Here is a 17,942-nt window from a genome sequence, read left to right as displayed (position 1 = left end):
GCAGGGAAAGCACGCTATGTCCGGCAGTTCTCCGCACACCACCGCTCGCACCGAGTCCGAGGAGGCGCCGCCGCAGGCGCCGTCCGGCGCTGCGGTTCGCGAAACCCGGATCGACGGTCCCCATCCCCTGCGCCGCACGGCGTCGGGCCCCGCGACCGGTCCCGACGCGGGTCCTTCGCTCGACGAAGTCCCGGCGGACGGAGCATTGCAGGCGTGGAATCTGCCCCCGATCGACGCCGACGACGGAGCCATCGTCGCCGCGGCGGGCGCCACGGCGCGGCACGCGGCGGAACTCGCCGAGCGGCTGCAAACGCGGCTCGCGGAGATCGACCGTCGCGAATCTCAACTCAACGCACAGGAAGCCGAGTTCGACGCGCGCATTCGCAACGCGAGGCTGTGGGTCGAAGAACGCGAGGCCGATCTGGCCGAACGCGAGACGCGTCTCGCCGTGGGCGAGGAGCAGCTCCGCGAGGATCGCGAGGCCGCCGAGGCGATCATCGCCGCGACCGCCGGAATGCCCGAGCGGTTGGCTGAGGTCCAACAGCGCGAACAGGCCGTGGCGGCGCTCGAGGTCGAACTGGAAGTCGGCGTCACCGAGCAACGGACCAAACTGGCGGCGCTCGAGATCGAGACGGCCGCGTGCCGCCAGCGGCAGAGCGAGCTCGACGCCGCCAAGCACAAGTGCGAAGAGCGGCAGCGCGAGCTCGACCAGCGCGAAGCGGGGCACTACGCCGAACGTGAACGGCTCTCCCACGAGCGCCTGGAGCTTGACGAGCGCGAACAGCGGCTCGTCGCAGCGCAAACGGAGCTCGTCGCCCGCGAGACGTCGACGCGCGAATGGGAGCGGCGGCTGCGGTCCGAAACCGACGCTATCGAGCGCCGGCGAACGGAGCTCGACGCCCAAGCCGCGGCCATGGCCGAGCGGGACGAGGAGCTCAAGCTCGAGGAACGTCGACTCAAGACCCGGCAGCGCGAAATCGAAACGGCTCTCGAGCGCTTCAAGCGGCTGGGGATCGTCGAAGAACGGATGGTGCAGGTCGAGGAACTCGCGGAGCAAATCGACATGCGAAGCGCGTACCTCGACCAAGCCGAGGCGTTGCTTGCCGAACAGCAGATCGAGCTGGCCGACCAGCGGCGCGAGCTGCAGCGTCAGTCGCTGGCGTTTGAGAACCGGGTCGCGAAAGAGCGACGCGAACTGACCGACGAGCACGCGGCTCTCGAAGCGTCCGGAAAGAAACGCGAGGCCCAACTCGACCGTCGCGAGGCGGAGCTGGTCCGCCGCTGCGAGGCGCTGGAGGAGTTGGCCGAAGAACTGCGATCCGTGCAGCGCGAAGCGTTGGAAATGCGGCTGGCGACCGAGGAAACGTGGCTGCAACTGCAAGGGGCGCTCGCCCCTGCGGCCTTGTCGCGGTCGATTGCCCTGGTGCGAAGCAAGCTGAGCGATCACTACCGCGTGATCTCCGAGGAGATTCGCATCCGCCGCAACGAACTGGAATCGGTCCGCGGGGAATTGGCCGAGCAAGTCGCCAAGCTCGCCGAGCGGCGCGCGGATGTGGACCGGTGGATCGCCGACCGCGAGCGAGACGCCCACGAGCACGCCGCCCGCTTGGAGGCTCGGGAGCGGGAACTCGACGCCCAGGCCCGCGAATTCGAGGAAGCAGAGGCCCGCTGGCGCCGGGAGCGGGGCGAATATCAAAGCGAACTGCAGCGTCTGCTCGCCGCGGTGCGCCGCGACGATCGTGCAGCGGCGTAGCGAGTCAGGACAATGATTGCGGCGCGACGAGCCTACGACTCGCGATCGATTTCCCGCTCCAGGTCGCTGATCTTGTCGACACGGCGTTGGTGGCGACCCCCTTCGAACGGGGTGCTCATCCAAACGTCGATCATTCGCTCGACCGTCCGCGGGCTGAGCATATCAGCCGACAGACAGAGGACGTTGAGGTCGTTGTGGCGGCGACTAATCTCGGCGGTGACTTCGTCGGTGCAGGTGGCCGCCCGCACGTTGGGGTATTTGTTGGCGGCGATCGCCATGCCGATCCCCGTGCCGCAGATCAGCACGCCGCGTTCGACCTTGCCCTCGCTGACTTTGCGGGCGACGAGCCGGGCGAAATCGGGATAGTCGGCGCTCTCGGTGCTGCGGGGGCCTTCGTCCTCGACCTCGTGGCCGTTCTGCCGCAGGAAGGCGGCAATTTGCTCCTTGAGGTGAAAACCGCGGTGATCGCTGCCGATGGAGACTCGCATGGCGGAGGGAGGGGTCAGGGGTGAAAGGTCGGAGGTCAGGGGCGAGGGAGCGGTGATTCTTGCCCCATTCTGCGAGGGCTTGGCGACCGCCGTTCGCTTATTCAAAGTCCATGTCCGCCACGCGCTCGCGCAACGCTTGTTCGATTTGGGCGGCGCACTGCTGGTACACCTCGACGGGGCCGCCGATCGGGTCGGCGATGTCCCCCCCGTCGGGCCGCAGCGTGTGGGTCCGCGCCGCGGCGTCGGGCCAGCGACGCAAGATCGCGTGCCGATGAGCGGCGGTCAGCGTCAGCAGCAAATCGGCGTGCTGCGCCAGCTTCTCGGTCAACGGTTGCGATTGATGCCCGCTGATGTCGAGCCCCGCGGAGCGCATCACGTCAATCGCCTCGACCGCGGCCGGCCCGCCCGCGGAAGCGGCGATTCCGGCCGACGCGACGACGACGCCGCGGCTCTCCAATTCCTCGGGATCGCATCCGAGCTTCGCGGCGATCAGCCGCCGCATCATCGCCTCGGCCATGGGGCTGCGGCAGGTATTGCCGGTGCAAACGACGACGATAAGCATGCTGGCGAGCCGATCGAGAGTATCGCGGGAGACGACCCCTTCTCGGAGACACTCGATCCCCTGACTGGTCGCGCGGACCACGGTCGAGGCTTGGCCGTAGTGACAGGGGCCGTCGTCGAGGACCAGCGCCACGTGATCGCCCAGTTGCCGGGCTGCGTCCTCGGCGGTCGTCGCGGGGGGGTCTCCGCTGCGGTTGGCGCTGGTCAGGGCGATCGGGCCGGCAAGCATCTGCAGCACGTCGAGCACCAGCCAATGAGCGGGGACGCGCAGGCCCACCTCGCCCTCCGGGGCGACCCGCTGGCGAACCAACGCCGGCAACCGCTCGACGAGACTCCGCGGGCCGTGCTGCGTCACGAGCGTCACGGGTCCGGGCCAGCAACGGCGGGCCAACCGTTCAGCCCGGCGGTGGAGCGCGGGGGCGTAGTCGATGGCGTCCTCGGCGCCGCGGATCGCCAGGGCCAGAGGCGCCGATTCGTCGCGCCCCTTGGCGTCGAAAATCCGCTCGACGCCAGCCGCCGACCGGGCGCACGCCCCAAGGCCATAGACGGTTTCGGTCGGAAACACGACGAGTTTCCCTTCCGAGAGAGTTTGCACGGCTCGGTGCACCACGTCGCGGCTGTCATCGGCCTTGCGAAGATTGATGACAACCGGCGGCATAGAGTCGGGGCGTCGGTGAAAACGAGTCGCCGAGGGGGCCCCGGCGGGGACAGGCGGCCGCATTGTCCGGATCGGCGTCAGCCACGAGCGAGCCGGCTCCGCCCGCACCCCGGGCCGCCGTCGGAGGAGCAAGGGTCCCAGGACCGGGGCTAATCAAGCGAATGCGAGACCGGCAATGATAGAGCCCCCCTGCCCCGTGGTCAACGGCCGGCAGCCGTGGGGGGTCTGCGGAAGTTGTGGCTGAGCAACGCTTTGCGCACGCTATCGGGCGAGAACGGGCCCCTGCCAGTCGAGCGCGGAGGAGGCGGTCCATTTCCGGGCTCTGCTTGCTGGTTCGCGTGGGCGAGGGTGTGAGCGCAGGGACGACTTCCGGCTGCCGCTTCCTGCCGCCTGCTCCTCAACTGCGGCGGTCATCTCGCCCCCACTCTCAGGTTGTCGCTTGCTCGTACTGACGAGGCCGCCCGAGAGCGTCGCCTATGGATTCGACGGGGGCACTTCGCGCGAAACAGGACAGGAGAAGGGAGTCGGGACGCGGGTGGAAATGAGGTTTGCGGATCGATGATTCCGAGCCCGACAAGACAATTCGTGGTTCGTGCTGCATCGCGTTATCGGCTCGGAACGAGTGGGTAACGCGTCTCCTGGCGACCACGCGTCGGGGTTCCTTCCGCACCTTGAACGGCTGATTGCCGCACTGGGGGGGCTTTGCGCCCGGGGGCGTCGAGTTGACTTCCGTCGGGCGCTCCCCGATCCTGTTGTTCTCGGCTTGCCCAGTCAGCTTGTCCACAACCCCGCCAGCGCGCATGAGCATCAGCGATTCGATCGAGAAACAAGCCGAGGAGTTCGCCGCGCGGTACAAGGCGGTGCGTGAGCAGATCGGCCGGGTGATCGTCGGACATAGCGACGTCGTGCACGGCGTACTGACATGCCTGTTCGTCGGGGGGCACTGCCTGCTGGAAGGGGTGCCGGGGCTCGGCAAGACGCTGCTGGTGCGCACGCTGGCCCAAACGCTGGACCTGAATTTCTCGCGGATCCAATTCACCCCCGACCTGATGCCGGCCGACATCCTGGGGACGAACATGGTGATCGAAACGCCCGACGGTCGCCGGGAGTTTCAGTTCCAGAAAGGGCCAATCTTCACGCAAATCTGCCTGGCCGACGAGATCAACCGCGCGACGCCGAAGACGCAGTCGGCGATGCTCGAAGTGATGCAGGAAAAACGGGTGAGCATCTCGGGGAAGGCGTTTCCGATGGAGCCGCCGTTCTTCGTGATGGCGACCCAGAACCCGATCGAGCAGGAGGGGACCTACCCGCTGCCTGAGGCGCAGCTCGATCGGTTCTTCTTCAAGCTGGTGGTGGGCTACTCGTCGCGAGAGGAGTTGGCCGCAATCATCGACCGCACGACCCGCGGCGACGATCCGGTCCCTGACAAGGTGATGGACGGCTCCGAGATCGTGAAGTGGCAGAAGCTGATCCGCGAGGTGCTGGTGGCGCCGCATGTGCAGGACTACATCGTCCGGCTGACGATGGCGACCCACCCCGAGGGCCGGTTCGCCGCGGCGGCGACGAACCAGTACCTTCGCTGGGGCGCAAGCCCCCGCGGGGCGCAGACGGTGACGCTGGCCGCCAAAGTCCGGGCGCTTCTCTCGGGCCGCTACAACGTGAGCTTTGAAGACGTGCGTCGCGTGTTCCTGCCGGCAATGCGGCATCGGGTCATTTTGAACTTCGAGGCCCAGGCCGAGGGAATTGACACGGACTCGGTCCTGACCGAGATCCTGAAGAAGACGCCGGAGAAGGGGGAAGAGGGGAAGTAGCAGGGGGCGACTCGAGCTAGGCAAGGGTGTCGAACGCGGAGCGGTTTGGCAGGTAGTCACGGTATTCTGCAGGCACATGGCCGACGTCGTCCCCCCGCCGATTGCAACGACTTCGAGCGAGCTGCTCGATCCGAAGCTGCTTGCGCAGCTCGAGCGGCTGGAATTGGTGACTCGCAAGATCTTCCGCGGGCGGATGAAGGGGGAGCGCCGCAGCAAGCGCAAGGGGCAAAGCGTCGAGTTCGCCGACTTCCGCAACTACGTCCCCGGCGACGACCTGCGGCAGCTTGATTGGAACCTCTACGCCCGCCTGGAAAAACTGATCATCAAGCTGTTCTTGGAAGAGGAAGACCTCCACTTCTACGCCCTGATCGACGCGAGCATGTCCATGGACTTCGGCGAACCGTCGAAGCTCAGGTACGCCAAGCAATTGGCCGCGGCGCTCGCGTTCGTAGGGCTCGTGCGGGGAGACCGGGTGCGGGTCGAGACGCTCGGGCAGCCCCCCGCCAGGCGCAGCCCGGTGCTGCGCGGCCGGCACAGCGCGGCGCGGCTCGTCAAGCAACTCGACGCGCTCGAACCGGGCGAATCCGGTTCGCTGCACGAAGGGGTCAAGAACTTTTGCCTTCGCAATCACGGCAAGGGGATCGTCGTCTTGATCAGCGACCTGATGGACAAGCAGGGGTACGAGGCGGCTCTGCGATACTTCGTCGCCCAAGAGATGGACTGCTACGTGATCCAGGTGCTGTCGCAGGAGGAGATCGCCCCCGACGTGAAGGGGGACCTCAAGCTGGTCGACTGCGAGGATCAGGACGTCGCGGAGATCACCGTGAGCAAGCCGCTGCTGGACCGCTACCAGCGGACCCTCGACGGTTTCACCCGGGGGGCCCAGGAGTTCTGCACCCGGCGGGGAATGCACTACCTGCTGGCCAACACGCAAACCCCGGTCGCCGACCTCGTCGCGCAACAACTGCGGCGACGAGGGTTGGTGAGGTGAACGAGAGTTTGAACCACGATCGACCAGGATGAACCGCAACAGCACGACGGACGCTGGCCTTCGGGCGGCATGTCCGCCTTGAATCAAGTCGCTCGTATTGCATGTCCGATTTCTTCCGCAACTCGCTCGGACCCGTCGCGTGGGGGGCTCTCGCGGCCGTTCCCTTGGGGATCTTTGCGCTGTACTTCTTGAAGCTCAAGCGCCAGCCGCTCGAGGTGCCCAGCACCTATCTGTGGACGAAGGTGATCGAGGACCTGCACGTCAACAGCCTGTGGCAGCGGCTGCGCCAGAGCTTGCTGTTGTTTCTGCAACTGGCCGTCGCGGGGCTCGTGATTTTGGCCGTGCTGCGTCCCGGATGGGAGGGCGAGTCGCTCCAGGGGAACCGGTTCATCTTCCTGGTCGACAACTCGGCCAGCATGAGCAGCACCGACGTCGAGGGAATCGATCGACTGACCGCGGCGAAGGAGCGGGTCGCGGCGCTCGTCGAGCAGCTCGAATCCGACATGGCGGCGATGATCGTCAGTTTCTCGTTCGAGCCGGACGTCGTGCAGGAATTCACCAGCAACAAGCGGCTGCTGCGCGAGGGACTCGCCCGCATCAAACCGGCGGCGACCGCCACATCGATTCGCGGTGCGCTGGAACTGGCCGACGGTTTGGCCAATCGGGGACGGATCGCCGACGAGGACGCGGGGGTCGACGACGTCGCGACCGAGCCAACTCCTGTCGATCTGTACATATTCAGCGACGGCCGTTTCGGTTCGGTCGAAGGTTTCTCGCTGGGCAATCTGCGGGCCAAGTACCTGCCGATCGGCACGTTCGCCGCCGAGAACCTGGCGATCACTGCGCTAAGCACCGGCCGGAGCGAATCGCGACCTGATGAGCGTGAAGCGTTCGTCCAAGCGGCCAACTTCAGCGCAGAGGATCAGAACGTCGTCGTCGAGCTGTATCGCGACGGCGATCTGGTCGACGCCAAGCAAGTCGAGATCCCCGCCGGGGGCGCGAGCGGCGTCGGGTTCAATTTGGGTGCGGTCGCGACCGGTTCGTTGCGGGCGCGATTGAACCCGTCACCGGGCTTTCAGGACGCGCTGCCGCTGGACAACGTCGCTTATGCGGTGCTCGACCCGCCTCGCGACGCCCGCGTGCTGCTGGTCACGCCGGGCAACGCCGCGTTGGAGTACGCCCTATCGACGCAGCGGGCCCGGCGGCTCGCTCAGGTCGACAAGGTCGCCCCTGCGGCGCTGGCGACGCCAGGCTACCAAGCCGACGCAGTAACCGACAAATACGATCTGATCATCTTCGACCAGTGCGCACCTGCGAGCATGCCCCAGGCGAACACGCTGTTCATCGGCCGCGTGCCGCCGCTCGCCGATTGGCAAGCCGGAACGAGCGGGGCGAAGATCTCCGCGCCGCAGATCATCGACTGGCAACGCGGGCACCCGCTGCTCAACCTGATCGAGCTCGGGAACGTGATGGTGATCGACTCGCTGACCGTGAAGCCCCCGGCCGGCGGCGCGACGCTAATCGACTCGAGCGCCGGTCCGCTGATGGGAATCGCCCCGCGCGACAGCTTCGAAGACGCCGTCCTGGGGTTCGAGATCGTCGGTCAGGACGACCAAGGGACGTCGGTCAACACGAACTGGCCTCGGATGACCAGCTTCCCCAACTTTGCCCTGAACGTACTGGAGTATCTGGCGGCCGGCGGAGACGCGGTTCAGCAGCAATCGACCCGGCCCGGCCAATCGGTCGAGCTGACGATCCGCGGCGAGCGCGATCGGCTGACGATCGTGAAGCCGGACGGCTCGGTGCAGTCGCTCGAATCGCCCGCTCGCGGGAAGCTGGCGTACCACGACGCCGACCGGCCGGGAGTGTACGAAATCCGTTCTGGGGGCGAAACGATACGCCGGTTCGCCGTCAATCTGTTTGACCGAGAGGAGAGCGACGTGGCGCTCCGCGGCCGGCAGAGCGACGGCGAGGCCCTGACGACGGTCGAGTCGCTGCAAATTGGCTACAGCGAAGTCGCGGCCGCGTCAACCCAGTCCCCGTTGCGCCGCGAGCTGTGGAAACCCCTGCTGTTGGCGGCCCTGGCCGTGCTCCTGGGGGAGTGGTACATCTACAACCGCAGGGTGTATATTTAACGGGCCCTGTCTTTCCGGATCAGCCCCTTCCTGCACGCCCCCGCCTCGCCATGCCTCGCACGGTCGAGCCTCGCCGGTCGTCCCGTTCGCGCCCCGAGGGCCGACGGATCAAGCCCCTCAACCGGCTGATCGAGAACGACCTCATCCGCAAAGTGAGCGCGGACGAGTACCGCTCGAAGGTGAAGCGGGTCTACGGCGGTCCCAAGGGGGCGATCCTCAGCACGTGCAGCATGTTGTCGCTCCATATCCCGCTGGGAGAGCGAATCTTTCGCAAGCGCAAGTTCGACCTCCGCGGCATGAACGACGTGCTCGACGTCGGGTCGGGCGCCGGGCAGCTCGCGGGGCACGTGCTCAAGTACTCCGACCCCGAAGCTCAGCTCACCTGCACCGACCTGTCGCACCAAATGCTGCGCCGGGCGCGCCGGCGGCTGGCCGAAAAGCACGAGCGGGCCCCCCGGTTCGTCGCGGCGGACCTTGCCCACTTGCCGTTCGCCGACGGGTCGTTCGACGGGATCACGTGCGGTTACGTGCTGGAGCACTTGCCCGACCCCGAGCCGGGACTGGCGGAAATGGCCCGCGTGCTGCGTCCCGGCGGGCGGATGTTCCTGCTCACGACCGAAGACAATTTCTCCGGCGCCTGGACCAGCCGGCTGTGGTACTGCCGCACTTACAACCGGGCCGAGCTGCGTCGCCTGTGCGAACGGCTGGGGCTGCAGTGGCGACAGGAGATCTGGTTCACGAAAATGCACCGCGCGATCCGCGCGGGAGGGATCTGCGTCGAGATCGTGCGGAAGTAGTCGCGTCACTCGCGCGCCGCTTCGATCCGGAAGAACGTCCACTCCGTCGGCACCCCGCGGGCGGTGCTGGAGGCCGCGTACCGGCGGTCAAGTTCGCGCAGCATCCTGCGGACGGCGCCGGCAGGGGTCTTCTGCGGCACGACGGCGCCGGTGCGGTGGAAAAACCGCAGCAGGTCGAGCGCTGTGGGAAACAAGTACTTGCGCGTCTGGGACTCGCTCCGCAGCACCCTCCAGCCCGCGTCCGCGAACGTGCGCGTCCAATCGTGCGGACTTCGCCAAACGAACGGCGAACAAGCTGCGCCGAGCGACCGCCACTCCGACAACGTCGGCGCCACATAGAACCCGTTGAGCGTCCTGCCGCCGGGGCGAAGCTGACGGCGCCACCGCCTGAGCACGCCCGTGGGGTCGGGACACCATTGGAGCATGCTGGACGAGTAGAGCCGGTCGACGAGTTGCCGACCAAGTCGCTCGGGCCTCCACGCGTCTCCCACGCTCCACACGACCTCGGGGAGCGCCTTGGCGCCGCGAGCGACCATCCGGGGGGCGATTTCGACGGCCCGCAACGAGGCGAACCGCCCCGCCAGGCGGCGCGTAAAGACTCCGTCCCCCGGTCCGAACTCGATCGCGGCAAGCGATGCGGTGCTCCCTTGCGGCTCCAACCACTCGGCCAACCAAGCCGCCGCGTCACGCTGAATGAACGCGTGCTTGGCGTACGAGTGTGCGCGGGCGTCGAAGGCGGCGGTCATGGACGTACCGGGGGCGGGCGGAATCTCCACTGTAATCGCCCGCGTTTCGCATGGCGATGTGCGGACAAGCGGGCGGCGCGGCTCCAACCCGCACAGTAGCGCGGTCAGGTCGAGACCTCGACTCGTCGGTCACGGCTCTCCCTGCCCGACGAGGAGTTGCTCGAACTCCGCTTCGGTGAGCACCCGAACCCCCAGCGATTGGGCTTTGGCAAGCTTCGAGCCTGCGTCGTCGCCGGCGACGACGAAGTCGGTCTTTTTCGAGACGCTGCTGGCAGCCCGGCCGCCGTGCCGGGCGATTAGGTCCTGGATCTGCTCCCGGGTGTATTTTTCGAGCGTCCCGGTGACGACGACCGATTTGCCGACCAGCGGCCCGTCGGCTGCTGCGGGCGACTTGAGCGGGGCCGTCAGGTCGACGCCGGCGGCACGCAGGTCGTCGATCGTCCGCGTCCCCGCCTCGCTGTGGAGGAACTTGGCCACGCTCGCCGCGATCACGGGCCCCACTTCGTTGATCGCCGCGAGTTGTTCCTCGTCGAGCGCCAGCAAGGCGTCGATGCTGCCGGTGCTCTCTGCCAAGACCGTCGCCACTCGGGCGCCGACATGACGGATCGACAGCGCGTTGAGCACCCGCGCCAAACCCCGTTTCTTGCTCGCCTCGATCCCGGCGACGAGGTTGGCGGCCGACTTTCGTCCCATCCGCTCGAGCGACGCGAGTTCGTCGACGGTCAGCTTGTACAAGTCGGCGACCTCGTGAACCTTCTTCGTCGCGACGAGCTGTTCGGCCAACTTCTCGCCGAGTCCCTCAATGTCCATCGCACTGCGGCTGGCGTAGTACAGCAGTCGCTCGGCGAGCTGCGCCGGGCACGCGGGATTGGGGCAGCGGATATAAACGCCCCCTTCGTCCTTCTCGAGCGCAGCGCCGCACTCGGGACACTCGGTCGGGTATGCGAACGGCACGGCGCCCGGGGGCCGGAGGTGCTTCTCGACGCGAACGACGTGGGGAATGATCTTGCCTGCCTTCTCGACGACAATCGTATCGCCCACGCGGACGTCCTTGCGGGCGATCTCCTCGGCATTGTGCAGGCTGGCCCGGCTGACAATCGTGCCGGCGATCTGAACGGGAACGAGCTCTGCGGTCGGTCCCACGGCCCCGCTCTTGCCCACGCTCATCACGATGTCGCGAACCTGGGTTGTCGCTTCGTACTTTTCGAACTTGTAGGCGATGATCCACCGCGGGGCCTTGCTCGTGGCGCCCAGCCGTTCGCGTTGGGCGAACGAGTCGACCTTCAGCACGAGTCCGTCGACCTCGAAGTCGAGTTCGTGGAGCCGGCCGACCAACTCGTCGCAGTACGCGGCGGCCGCGGCGAAGTCATCGAATCGGGCCGACATCGGCGTCGTCGGCACGCCCCACGTGCGGGCGAGTTGCAGAAAGTTCCAATGGTCCTTGACCGGCAGATCGTCGGTGACCCCGACGCTGTGGCAGAAGAACCGCAGGCGAGCCTCGGCCGCCAGGCGCGGGTCGAGCAGGCGGATCGCCCCCGCGGCCGTGTTGCGCGTGTTGGCGTAGAGCTTGAGCCCCGCGGCCTCGCGCCGCTGGTTGACGTCGGCCAGATCGGCATTGGTCATGTAGACCTCGCCGCGAACCTCGACGATCCCGGGGACCTCGCCCAACAGCCGCAGCGGCACGCCCGCCACTGTGCGGACGTTGTGCGTGACGTCGTCCCCCGTCTGTCCGTCGCCGCGCGTGGCGGCCTGGACCAAGACGCCGTTCTCGTAGGTAATGCTGATCGCCACCCCGTCGACCTTGAGTTCGACGACCCAGGCGATTCCCTCGCCGGGAAGCCGCCCCGCGACCCGCTCGCCGTAGGCCTGCAACTCCTCGATGCTGAATGTGTTGTCCATCGACAGCATCGGCACGCGATGCACGACCGACGCGAGCGAATCGACCGGCGCCCCGCCGACGCGCTGCGTGGGGCTGTCGGGGGTCTTGAACTCGGGATGGGCCTGTTCGAGCGCTTCGAGCCGCTTCATGAGCCGATCGAACTCAAGGTCCGAGATGATCGGCGCCGCCTCGACGTGATACCGCCGATTGTGCTCGCGAATCTCGGAGCGGAGCCGATCAATCTCCTCGCGGACGGCGTCAGTCATGGCGAGATCAGGCAGGTGTTGGGATGGGGGGGCGGCTAGCAGGCAAGTCCGGACCGACCCGCGGCGGCACGACGAGGAAGCGGGTCGTCCGGGCCCGGGGGAAACAGACCGTCCGCAACCTCATTCGCAAGCATTCGCCGGTCGCGGGCCTCAAACGGCAACTTCTCGTACGGCGAATTATCGCCACAAGTCGTCGTCGCCGAAGGGGTGCGCTCCGCCGGCAGCCGGGGGTTTGGGGAGCACCTTGAGGATCTGCTCGGCCAGCTTCAAATCGTTCTTGGCGGTCAGCTTGATGTTCAACGGCGAACCCTCGACCAATGTCACCGCATGGCCGAGTCGCTCCACAAGCGCCGCGTCGTCGGTCGGCGCCTGTTCGGTCCGGCCCGCGTACGCCGCTTCGAGCCAGTCGCGGCGAAACACCTGGGGCGTCTGAGCCTCCCACAGTCCGCGGCGGTCGACGGTCTCGGCGATTGTCGGCGGCGCACTGTCGGGGACGACCCGCTTGAGCGTCGCCGCAACCGGCATGGCTAGGATTGCGGCGCCCGAGTTGGCTGCAGCCGCGAACACATCGTCGACCGCGGCGTCGGTGAGGCAGGGCCGGGCCGCGTCGTGAACGGCGACGAACTCGATTTCCGCGTCGAGGAGCTTGAGGGCGGCGGCGATCGAATCGGCTCGTTCAGCGCCCCCGACGCAAACCTTCACCCCCAGAAACGCCAGGTTGGCGCCGAACTTCATCTGGAACTCGTCCCGATCCTCCTCGGCGATGACCACGATCACCTGCCTCACGTCGGGGCGACTCAGGAACCGCTCGGCGGCATGGAGCCAGACGGCCCGCCCGGCGAGCGGGGCAAACGGCTTCTTGTACGCGGGATCGCGAAATCGCTCGCTGCGCCCGGCGGCGGGGAGGATGACGGCGTAACGGGGCATGGGAGAGGATTCGGCTAGGGGGAAATCGGGCGTCGGCAGCGACGAATCGGCGAGGCGTTCTGACGGCAACTTCGCCAGTTTATCGCAAGCGGCTCGATGCGCCACGGGAGGCGGGCGTCGGGTAGTGCGCCTTGGAAAGGTGGCTGGGGTCGCAGCGCAGCGGAGCCCCCAGGGAATCCGCTGGGGGCTCACTTCGTTCGACTCCAGCCACCCGTCAATTTGGCAAATCGTATCACTACCGGGCGTCGGCAACCGGAAGCGGACGACCGACCACAGCGAACTTGCCGACTTTAAGCCCGGCGGCAGGAAAACTGCTCTACGCCCCCGTCGGCGACCGAGCTAGAGTCGACGGCTAACCCCGCGCGACATGCACGGGATCTTCGCTCCGCCACCGTTCCCCAGGCGCTCCGGCCCCCCACGACCATGCTCGTCGGCCAACATCTCGACCTCGCCAGCCCCGTCCCCGACGCGGCCCCCCCCGCGATCGCCCCGCAACAGCGGACCGAGTCCGAGAGGTACCTCGGCGTACGGTTCGACTGCTGCGGAGCGTACTCGCGGATCTACCGTACCAGGGCGGGCGACGCGTTCGTGGGGCACTGCCCCAAGTGCGCCCGACGTGTCCAATTCAAGATCGGCCCGGGAGGAACCGACTCCCGGTTTTTTAGCGTCGAGTGAGTCCCGGCAGCCCAGCAAGGCGAACCTTGACCATCCCCGGCGGGTCGATTACAACAGCAAGAGTTCGCCCGATCGCCTCCAGCCCTTTCAGCACTGCCGATGTCGCTCGACCTGCTAGGCCTGCTGCTACTTGCACCCTTAACGAGGGCCTAGGGTTCGTTCGCACGCATTTTGCTCGTACGTCATCGCCCCGGGGCCCGCAGGCTTCGGGGTTTTTTTGTTTGTCGGTTTCCGTTCTCGCACAGGCGTTTCACCGCCGAGGACGCAAAGCGAGTTTGACTCGATCGAACTCCTGCACTCAGCATCGGAGTCCTCGGCGTCGCTGGCGACGCCCCACTATCACCCCCTTCAGCACCGCGTAAGTTCGATGTCGACTTCCCGCAGCATTGTCATTTTCGATACGACCCTCCGCGACGGCGAGCAATCGCCCGGGTGCAGCATGAACCTGAGCGAGAAGCTCGAGGTCGCTCACGCGCTGGTCGACTTGGGGGTCGACGTCATCGAGGCCGGGTTCCCGATCGCCTCCCCCGGCGACTTTGAAGCGGTCAAAGCGATCGCCGAGGTGGTCCGCGGTGCGGCGATTTGCGGGCTGGCCCGCTGCAACGAAAAGGACGTCGATCGAGCCGCCGATGCGCTGGCCCATGCCGAAAACCCGCGAATCCATGTCTTCCTCGCCACCAGCGCGATCCACCGCGAGTTCAAGCTGCGGATGGATAAAAAGGAGATCGTCGAGCGAGCGGTCGCCGGGGTGACGCGGGCTCGCAATCGGTGTGCAAACATCGAATTCTCGCCCGAGGACGCCGCCCGCACCGAACTCGACTTCCTGTGCGAGGTGGTCGAGGCCGCGATCGCCGCGGGGGCGACGACCGTCAACATCCCCGACACGGTCGGCTACGCCACTCCGGCTCATTTCGGCCACGTCATCGCGACGCTCCGCAATCGGGTCCCCAACATCGATCAGGCGGTCATCAGCGTTCACTGCCACGACGACCTGGGGCTCGCGGTCGCCAACTCGCTGGCCGCCGTCGAGGCGGGGGCCGGGCAGGTCGAGTGCACGATCAACGGCATCGGCGAACGGGCCGGCAACTGCTCGCTCGAAGAAATCGTCATGGCCCTCCGCACGCGGCACGACTATTACGGCGTCGACACGCGGATCAACACCCCCCGGCTCGTCCCGACCAGTCGGCTGGTGTCGGGGATCACCGGGATGACAGTCCAGCGCAACAAGGCGATCGTCGGCCGCAACGCCTTCGCCCACGAGTCGGGCATTCACCAGGACGGCATGCTCAAGGAGCCGACCACCTACGAGATCATGCGGCCCGAGGACGTGGGCTTCACGCAAACCGATCTTGTGCTCGGCAAGCACAGCGGCCGAGCCGCGTTGGCCGATCGAGCGAAGGCCTTGGGCTTTCACCTCTCGGGCGACCAACTCGATCAGGTGTTCGCCGAGTTCAAGAAGCTGGCCGACAAGAAGAAGGAGGTCTACGACGGCGATATCGCGGCCCTGATCGAACAGGGCAACGCCCTGGTGAGCGATCAGTGGCAGCTTGCAGCGTACGAGGTGCAGGCCTCGTCGGCCGGGGCGCCGCGGGCGACCCTCACGCTCACCCGCGGGGGCGAGAGTCGCACGCATTCGATCGCCGAGGGGGATGGGCCGCTCGACGCCTTGTTCCACGCGATCGAGGAGATCACGGGCGTGTCCGTCGTGGTCCGCGACTTTCGCGTTCAGAGCGCGACACGCGGCAAAGACGCCCAGGGCGAAAGCATTATCGAGGTCGAGCACAACGGCCAACTCGTCCGCGGCCGGGGGGTGAGCACCGACACGGTCGAAGCCGCCGTGCGGGCGTTCCTCAACGCGATCAACCGCGTGGCCACCGGCGCCGGCGTCGACCCGAAGACGCGGCCGGAAACGGTGTGACCGATTCACAGGGACGAGAGTCGTTTCTCAGCATGGCGGCGCACATCACACCAGAAAGTGCTGGGGGAGCGACGACGCCCGTGCCCGTTCGTCAACCGCCCCGGCGTCGGCCTGCGGTCGACGTCTACCGGGGGCTGGCGATGCTCCCCTTGGCGTTTCTCGACGGGCCGCGCTTCGACTGGTGGGAGCGGATCGCCGGCGACGAGGCCGCCCCGCGCTGGGCGCGGGCGCTCGCCCGGCAGTTCGAGCACGTCGAATGGGCCGGGCTGAGCCTGTGGGACTTCATCCAGCCGTCGTTCATGTTTCTCGTGGGGACCTCGCTCGCCCTGTCGGCTGCGGCCCGTCGGCAGGCGGCCCAGTCTCCCGCGCGGATGTGGGGACACGCCGCGTACCGCGCCGCGGCGCTGGTGCTGTTGGGGGTGTTTCTCCGCTCGATCGGCGAACCCCGCACCGCGTGGCGATTCGACGACGTGGTGTCGCAAATTGGGCTGGGGTACCTGCCGCTGTTTGCGCTGCGGGATCGGTCGAACCGGACGCTGCTGGCAGTGACGGGGGCGATCCTGGCGGGCTACTGGCTGTTGTACGCCGCGTGGCCGCTGCCGCCGGCGGGCTTCGACTGGGCGGCCGTCCAAGGGCAAGCCTACTACGACGGATTCGCCGCCCACTGGAACAAGAATGCCGACCCGGCCCGCGCGTTCGACGCGTGGCTGTTGAACCTGTTCCCCCGCGCGGCGTCGTTCGTCGCCAACGGGGGCGGATACCACACGCTCAATTTCGTCCCCTCGCTGGCGACGATGCTCTTGGGTCTCGTCGCGGGGAACATTTTGCAAGGGTCGGGCACGCGGCCCGGCGCGGCGCCGCTCCGCGAGATGCTCGTCCTCGCCGGCGCCTGCCTCGCGTTCGGACTCATCCTGCACGCGACCGGGGTCTGTCCCTGCGTGAAGCGGATCTGGACCCCGAGCTTCGCGCTCGTCGCGGGCGGGCTGTCGCTGGCGTGCCTGGCCGCGTGCAGTTGGCTGTTCGACGAGGGGCGCCTCGGCCCCCGCTGGGCAATGCCGGCGACGGTCGTCGGCCGCAATCCGATCGCGGCCTACGCGATGGTTCACACGCTCAAACCGGGGCTGCTCGACATCCTGCACTGCCACCTGGGCGAGCAGGCGTTTGCCGCGCTGGGCGACCCTTACGCGCCGCTTCTGGAGAATCTGGCCGTCGGGGCGTGCATCTGGGGCGTCTGCTGGTGGATGGCGCGGCGAAAGATTTATCTGCGGCTGTGAGCGTTCTGAGGGCGAACGGGTGGCTGGGGTAGAACGAAGCGAGCCCCCACTGCAGTCGCCGGGGGCTTCGGTTCGCTACGCGACGACCCCGGCCACCCCGTCGAACTCCACAAGCTTCGCCAACGAGCCTGCCCGCTACGGCCACACCGGCGGCCGGCCTTCAAGGAACGCCGCGATTCCTTCCTCGGCTGCCGCGGTCGTATGGGCGGTGGCGGCCATGGCGGCGCCGCTGGAGAGTTGCAGGAGCAGTTGCTCGGCGAGCGTTTCGTTGAGGAGCCGCTTGGTGAGTTGGATCGCCTCGGGGGCGCCGGCGGCACAGTGGTCGACCAATTCCACGGCCCGGGCCCACGCCTTCTCCGGCAGCACGACCTCGTGAAACACGCCGACGCGATGGGCCTCGGCGGCGTCGATCGCCTGCGAGGTCAACAGCAGCCGCGCGGCCTGCCCGGCTCCGAGCCGAAACGCCAACAGCGGCCCGGCGAGCCCCGCGACCAGTCCCCGTCGCACGTCGGGCAGGCCGAAGGTCGCCCCCGCGTCGGCGACCACGATGTCGGCCGCGGCGACGAGCGTCGCCCCGTGCCCCAGGGCCGGGCCGTTCACGGCTGCGATGATCGGCTTGGTGATTTCCAAGAGCCGCACGATCAGGTCGCGCCACGCTTCGGCGTCGCGGCCCCACTGCTGCAGGGCGTCGTCGCCGGCGGCAGTCGACTGGGCCTCGGCCAAATCGAGCCCCTCGCAGAATGCGTCGCCGGCTCCGGTGACGATGATCGCCCGCACCCGCCGCTCGCGATAGAGATCGTCGAGGGCCTCCGCGAACTGATCGAGCATCGCCCGGGTGAGCGCGTTGCCGAAGTCGGGCCGGTTGAGCACGATCGTGCCCGCGGCGCCGGTGACTTTGACTTCGACGGCGCTGCTTTGCATGAACATGGGGGGAATTGGGAATGGAAAGGGGCGAGGCGTGCGGCGTTCAACTTCAAACTCAACCGGACCGCCGCGCGGTTCGGGGCGACGGGAACGTGCAGTTGCAGGGGGTGCGTTTCACGGGAAGGAACACATCAGGTTC

14 protein-coding genes are annotated in these 17,942 nt (G+C 67.4%); 8 read left to right on the top strand and 6 right to left on the bottom strand.

From position 1 onward, the window contains the following. Window positions 1-16 precede the first annotated feature (16 nt). A complete protein-coding gene (locus tag KF688_05115; protein ID MBX3425042.1) occupies window positions 17-1,753 on the top strand; it encodes a hypothetical protein in 1,737 nt (578 codons plus the stop codon). Window positions 1,754-1,785: 32 nt separating this feature from the next. Here the strand turns inward: KF688_05115 and rpiB are convergent, their stop codons facing one another. Next, window positions 1,786-2,241 (bottom strand): ribose 5-phosphate isomerase B, encoded by a 456-nt coding sequence (rpiB, locus tag KF688_05110; protein ID MBX3425041.1) that lies wholly within the window; start codon window positions 2,239-2,241, stop codon window positions 1,786-1,788. Between the two features lie 97 nt (window positions 2,242-2,338). Beyond that, entirely contained in the window at window positions 2,339-3,460 is a 1,122-nt protein-coding gene (locus tag KF688_05105) for a threonylcarbamoyl-AMP synthase (protein ID MBX3425040.1), read from the bottom strand. An 800-nt stretch (window positions 3,461-4,260) separates the two neighbouring features. Between KF688_05105 and KF688_05100 the strand changes: the two genes are divergently transcribed. The 4 genes from KF688_05100 to KF688_05085 all read left to right on the top strand — a co-directional run bounded on the left by KF688_05100 (window position 4,261) and on the right by KF688_05085 (window position 9,194). After that, complete coding sequence (locus KF688_05100) at window positions 4,261-5,271, top strand: MoxR family ATPase (GenBank protein MBX3425039.1); 1,011 nt, start codon at window positions 4,261-4,263, stop codon at window positions 5,269-5,271. A 76-nt stretch (window positions 5,272-5,347) separates the two neighbouring features. Then, complete coding sequence (locus KF688_05095; GenBank protein MBX3425038.1) at window positions 5,348-6,262, top strand: DUF58 domain-containing protein; 915 nt, start codon at window positions 5,348-5,350, stop codon at window positions 6,260-6,262. Window positions 6,263-6,363: 101 nt separating this feature from the next. Then, on the top strand, window positions 6,364-8,397 hold the full coding sequence (locus KF688_05090) for a BatA and WFA domain-containing protein (GenBank protein ID MBX3425037.1): 2,034 nt from the start codon (window positions 6,364-6,366) through the stop codon (window positions 8,395-8,397). Between the two features lie 50 nt (window positions 8,398-8,447). Then, window positions 8,448-9,194, top strand: coding sequence for a class I SAM-dependent methyltransferase (locus KF688_05085; protein MBX3425036.1), 747 nt, complete (start codon window positions 8,448-8,450; stop codon window positions 9,192-9,194). Between the two features lie 5 nt (window positions 9,195-9,199). On the opposite strand, the gene KF688_05080 is transcribed toward KF688_05085, so the two are convergent. The 3 genes from KF688_05080 to ispD form a co-directional block, all read right to left on the bottom strand. Then, complete coding sequence (locus KF688_05080) at window positions 9,200-9,940, bottom strand: methyltransferase domain-containing protein (protein ID MBX3425035.1); 741 nt, start codon at window positions 9,938-9,940, stop codon at window positions 9,200-9,202. A gap of 129 nt (window positions 9,941-10,069) precedes the next feature. Then, a complete protein-coding gene (gene ligA / locus KF688_05075) occupies window positions 10,070-12,085 on the bottom strand; it encodes an NAD-dependent DNA ligase LigA (GenBank protein MBX3425034.1) in 2,016 nt (671 codons plus the stop codon). 177 nt (window positions 12,086-12,262) lie between these two features. Continuing rightward, a complete protein-coding gene (gene ispD, locus KF688_05070; protein MBX3425033.1) occupies window positions 12,263-13,012 on the bottom strand; it encodes a 2-C-methyl-D-erythritol 4-phosphate cytidylyltransferase in 750 nt (249 codons plus the stop codon). 423 nt (window positions 13,013-13,435) lie between these two features. Between ispD and KF688_05065 the strand changes: the two genes are divergently transcribed. From KF688_05065 to KF688_05055, 3 genes are all read left to right on the top strand, one after another. Beyond that, a complete protein-coding gene (locus KF688_05065) occupies window positions 13,436-13,687 on the top strand; it encodes a hypothetical protein (protein MBX3425032.1) in 252 nt (83 codons plus the stop codon). A 367-nt stretch (window positions 13,688-14,054) separates the two neighbouring features. After that, window positions 14,055-15,605, top strand: a complete 1,551-nt coding sequence (locus KF688_05060; protein MBX3425031.1) for a 2-isopropylmalate synthase — start codon at window positions 14,055-14,057, stop codon at window positions 15,603-15,605. An 80-nt stretch (window positions 15,606-15,685) separates the two neighbouring features. Then, entirely contained in the window at window positions 15,686-16,879 is a 1,194-nt protein-coding gene (locus KF688_05055) for a hypothetical protein (protein ID MBX3425030.1), read from the top strand. Between the two features lie 135 nt (window positions 16,880-17,014). Here KF688_05055 and KF688_05050 read toward each other — a convergent pair whose 3' ends face one another. Beyond that, window positions 17,015-17,806 (bottom strand): enoyl-CoA hydratase/isomerase family protein, encoded by a 792-nt coding sequence (locus tag KF688_05050; protein MBX3425029.1) that lies wholly within the window; start codon window positions 17,804-17,806, stop codon window positions 17,015-17,017. Between the last annotated feature and the right edge of the window lie 136 nt (window positions 17,807-17,942).

The sequence above is a fragment of the Pirellulales bacterium genome (assembly GCA_019636345.1).
In the GTDB taxonomy this organism is placed as follows: domain Bacteria; phylum Planctomycetota; class Planctomycetia; order Pirellulales; family Lacipirellulaceae.
Note: the sequence above shows the minus strand (reverse complement) of the source record. Positions and strands in the feature narration are given on the sequence as shown.

Bases quoted from the DNA above. Each gene is read 5' to 3' on its own strand.
- KF688_05115 (MBX3425042.1), top strand. From the start codon at position 17: ATGTCCGGCAGTTCTCCGCACACCACCGCTCGCACCGAGTCCGAGGAG.
- rpiB (MBX3425041.1), bottom strand. From the start codon at position 2,241: ATGCGAGTCTCCATCGGCAGCGATCACCGCGGTTTTCACCTCAAGGAG.
- KF688_05105 (MBX3425040.1), bottom strand. From the start codon at position 3,460: ATGCCGCCGGTTGTCATCAATCTTCGCAAGGCCGATGACAGCCGCGAC.
- KF688_05100 (MBX3425039.1), top strand. From the start codon at position 4,261: ATGAGCATCAGCGATTCGATCGAGAAACAAGCCGAGGAGTTCGCCGCG.
- KF688_05095 (MBX3425038.1), top strand. From the start codon at position 5,348: ATGGCCGACGTCGTCCCCCCGCCGATTGCAACGACTTCGAGCGAGCTG.
- KF688_05090 (MBX3425037.1), top strand. From the start codon at position 6,364: ATGTCCGATTTCTTCCGCAACTCGCTCGGACCCGTCGCGTGGGGGGCT.
- KF688_05085 (MBX3425036.1), top strand. From the start codon at position 8,448: ATGCCTCGCACGGTCGAGCCTCGCCGGTCGTCCCGTTCGCGCCCCGAG.
- KF688_05080 (MBX3425035.1), bottom strand. From the start codon at position 9,940: ATGACCGCCGCCTTCGACGCCCGCGCACACTCGTACGCCAAGCACGCG.
- ligA (MBX3425034.1), bottom strand. From the start codon at position 12,085: ATGACTGACGCCGTCCGCGAGGAGATTGATCGGCTCCGCTCCGAGATT.
- ispD (MBX3425033.1), bottom strand. From the start codon at position 13,012: ATGCCCCGTTACGCCGTCATCCTCCCCGCCGCCGGGCGCAGCGAGCGA.
- KF688_05065 (MBX3425032.1), top strand. From the start codon at position 13,436: ATGCTCGTCGGCCAACATCTCGACCTCGCCAGCCCCGTCCCCGACGCG.
- KF688_05060 (MBX3425031.1), top strand. From the start codon at position 14,055: ATGTCGACTTCCCGCAGCATTGTCATTTTCGATACGACCCTCCGCGAC.
- KF688_05050 (MBX3425029.1), bottom strand. From the start codon at position 17,806: ATGTTCATGCAAAGCAGCGCCGTCGAAGTCAAAGTCACCGGCGCCGCG.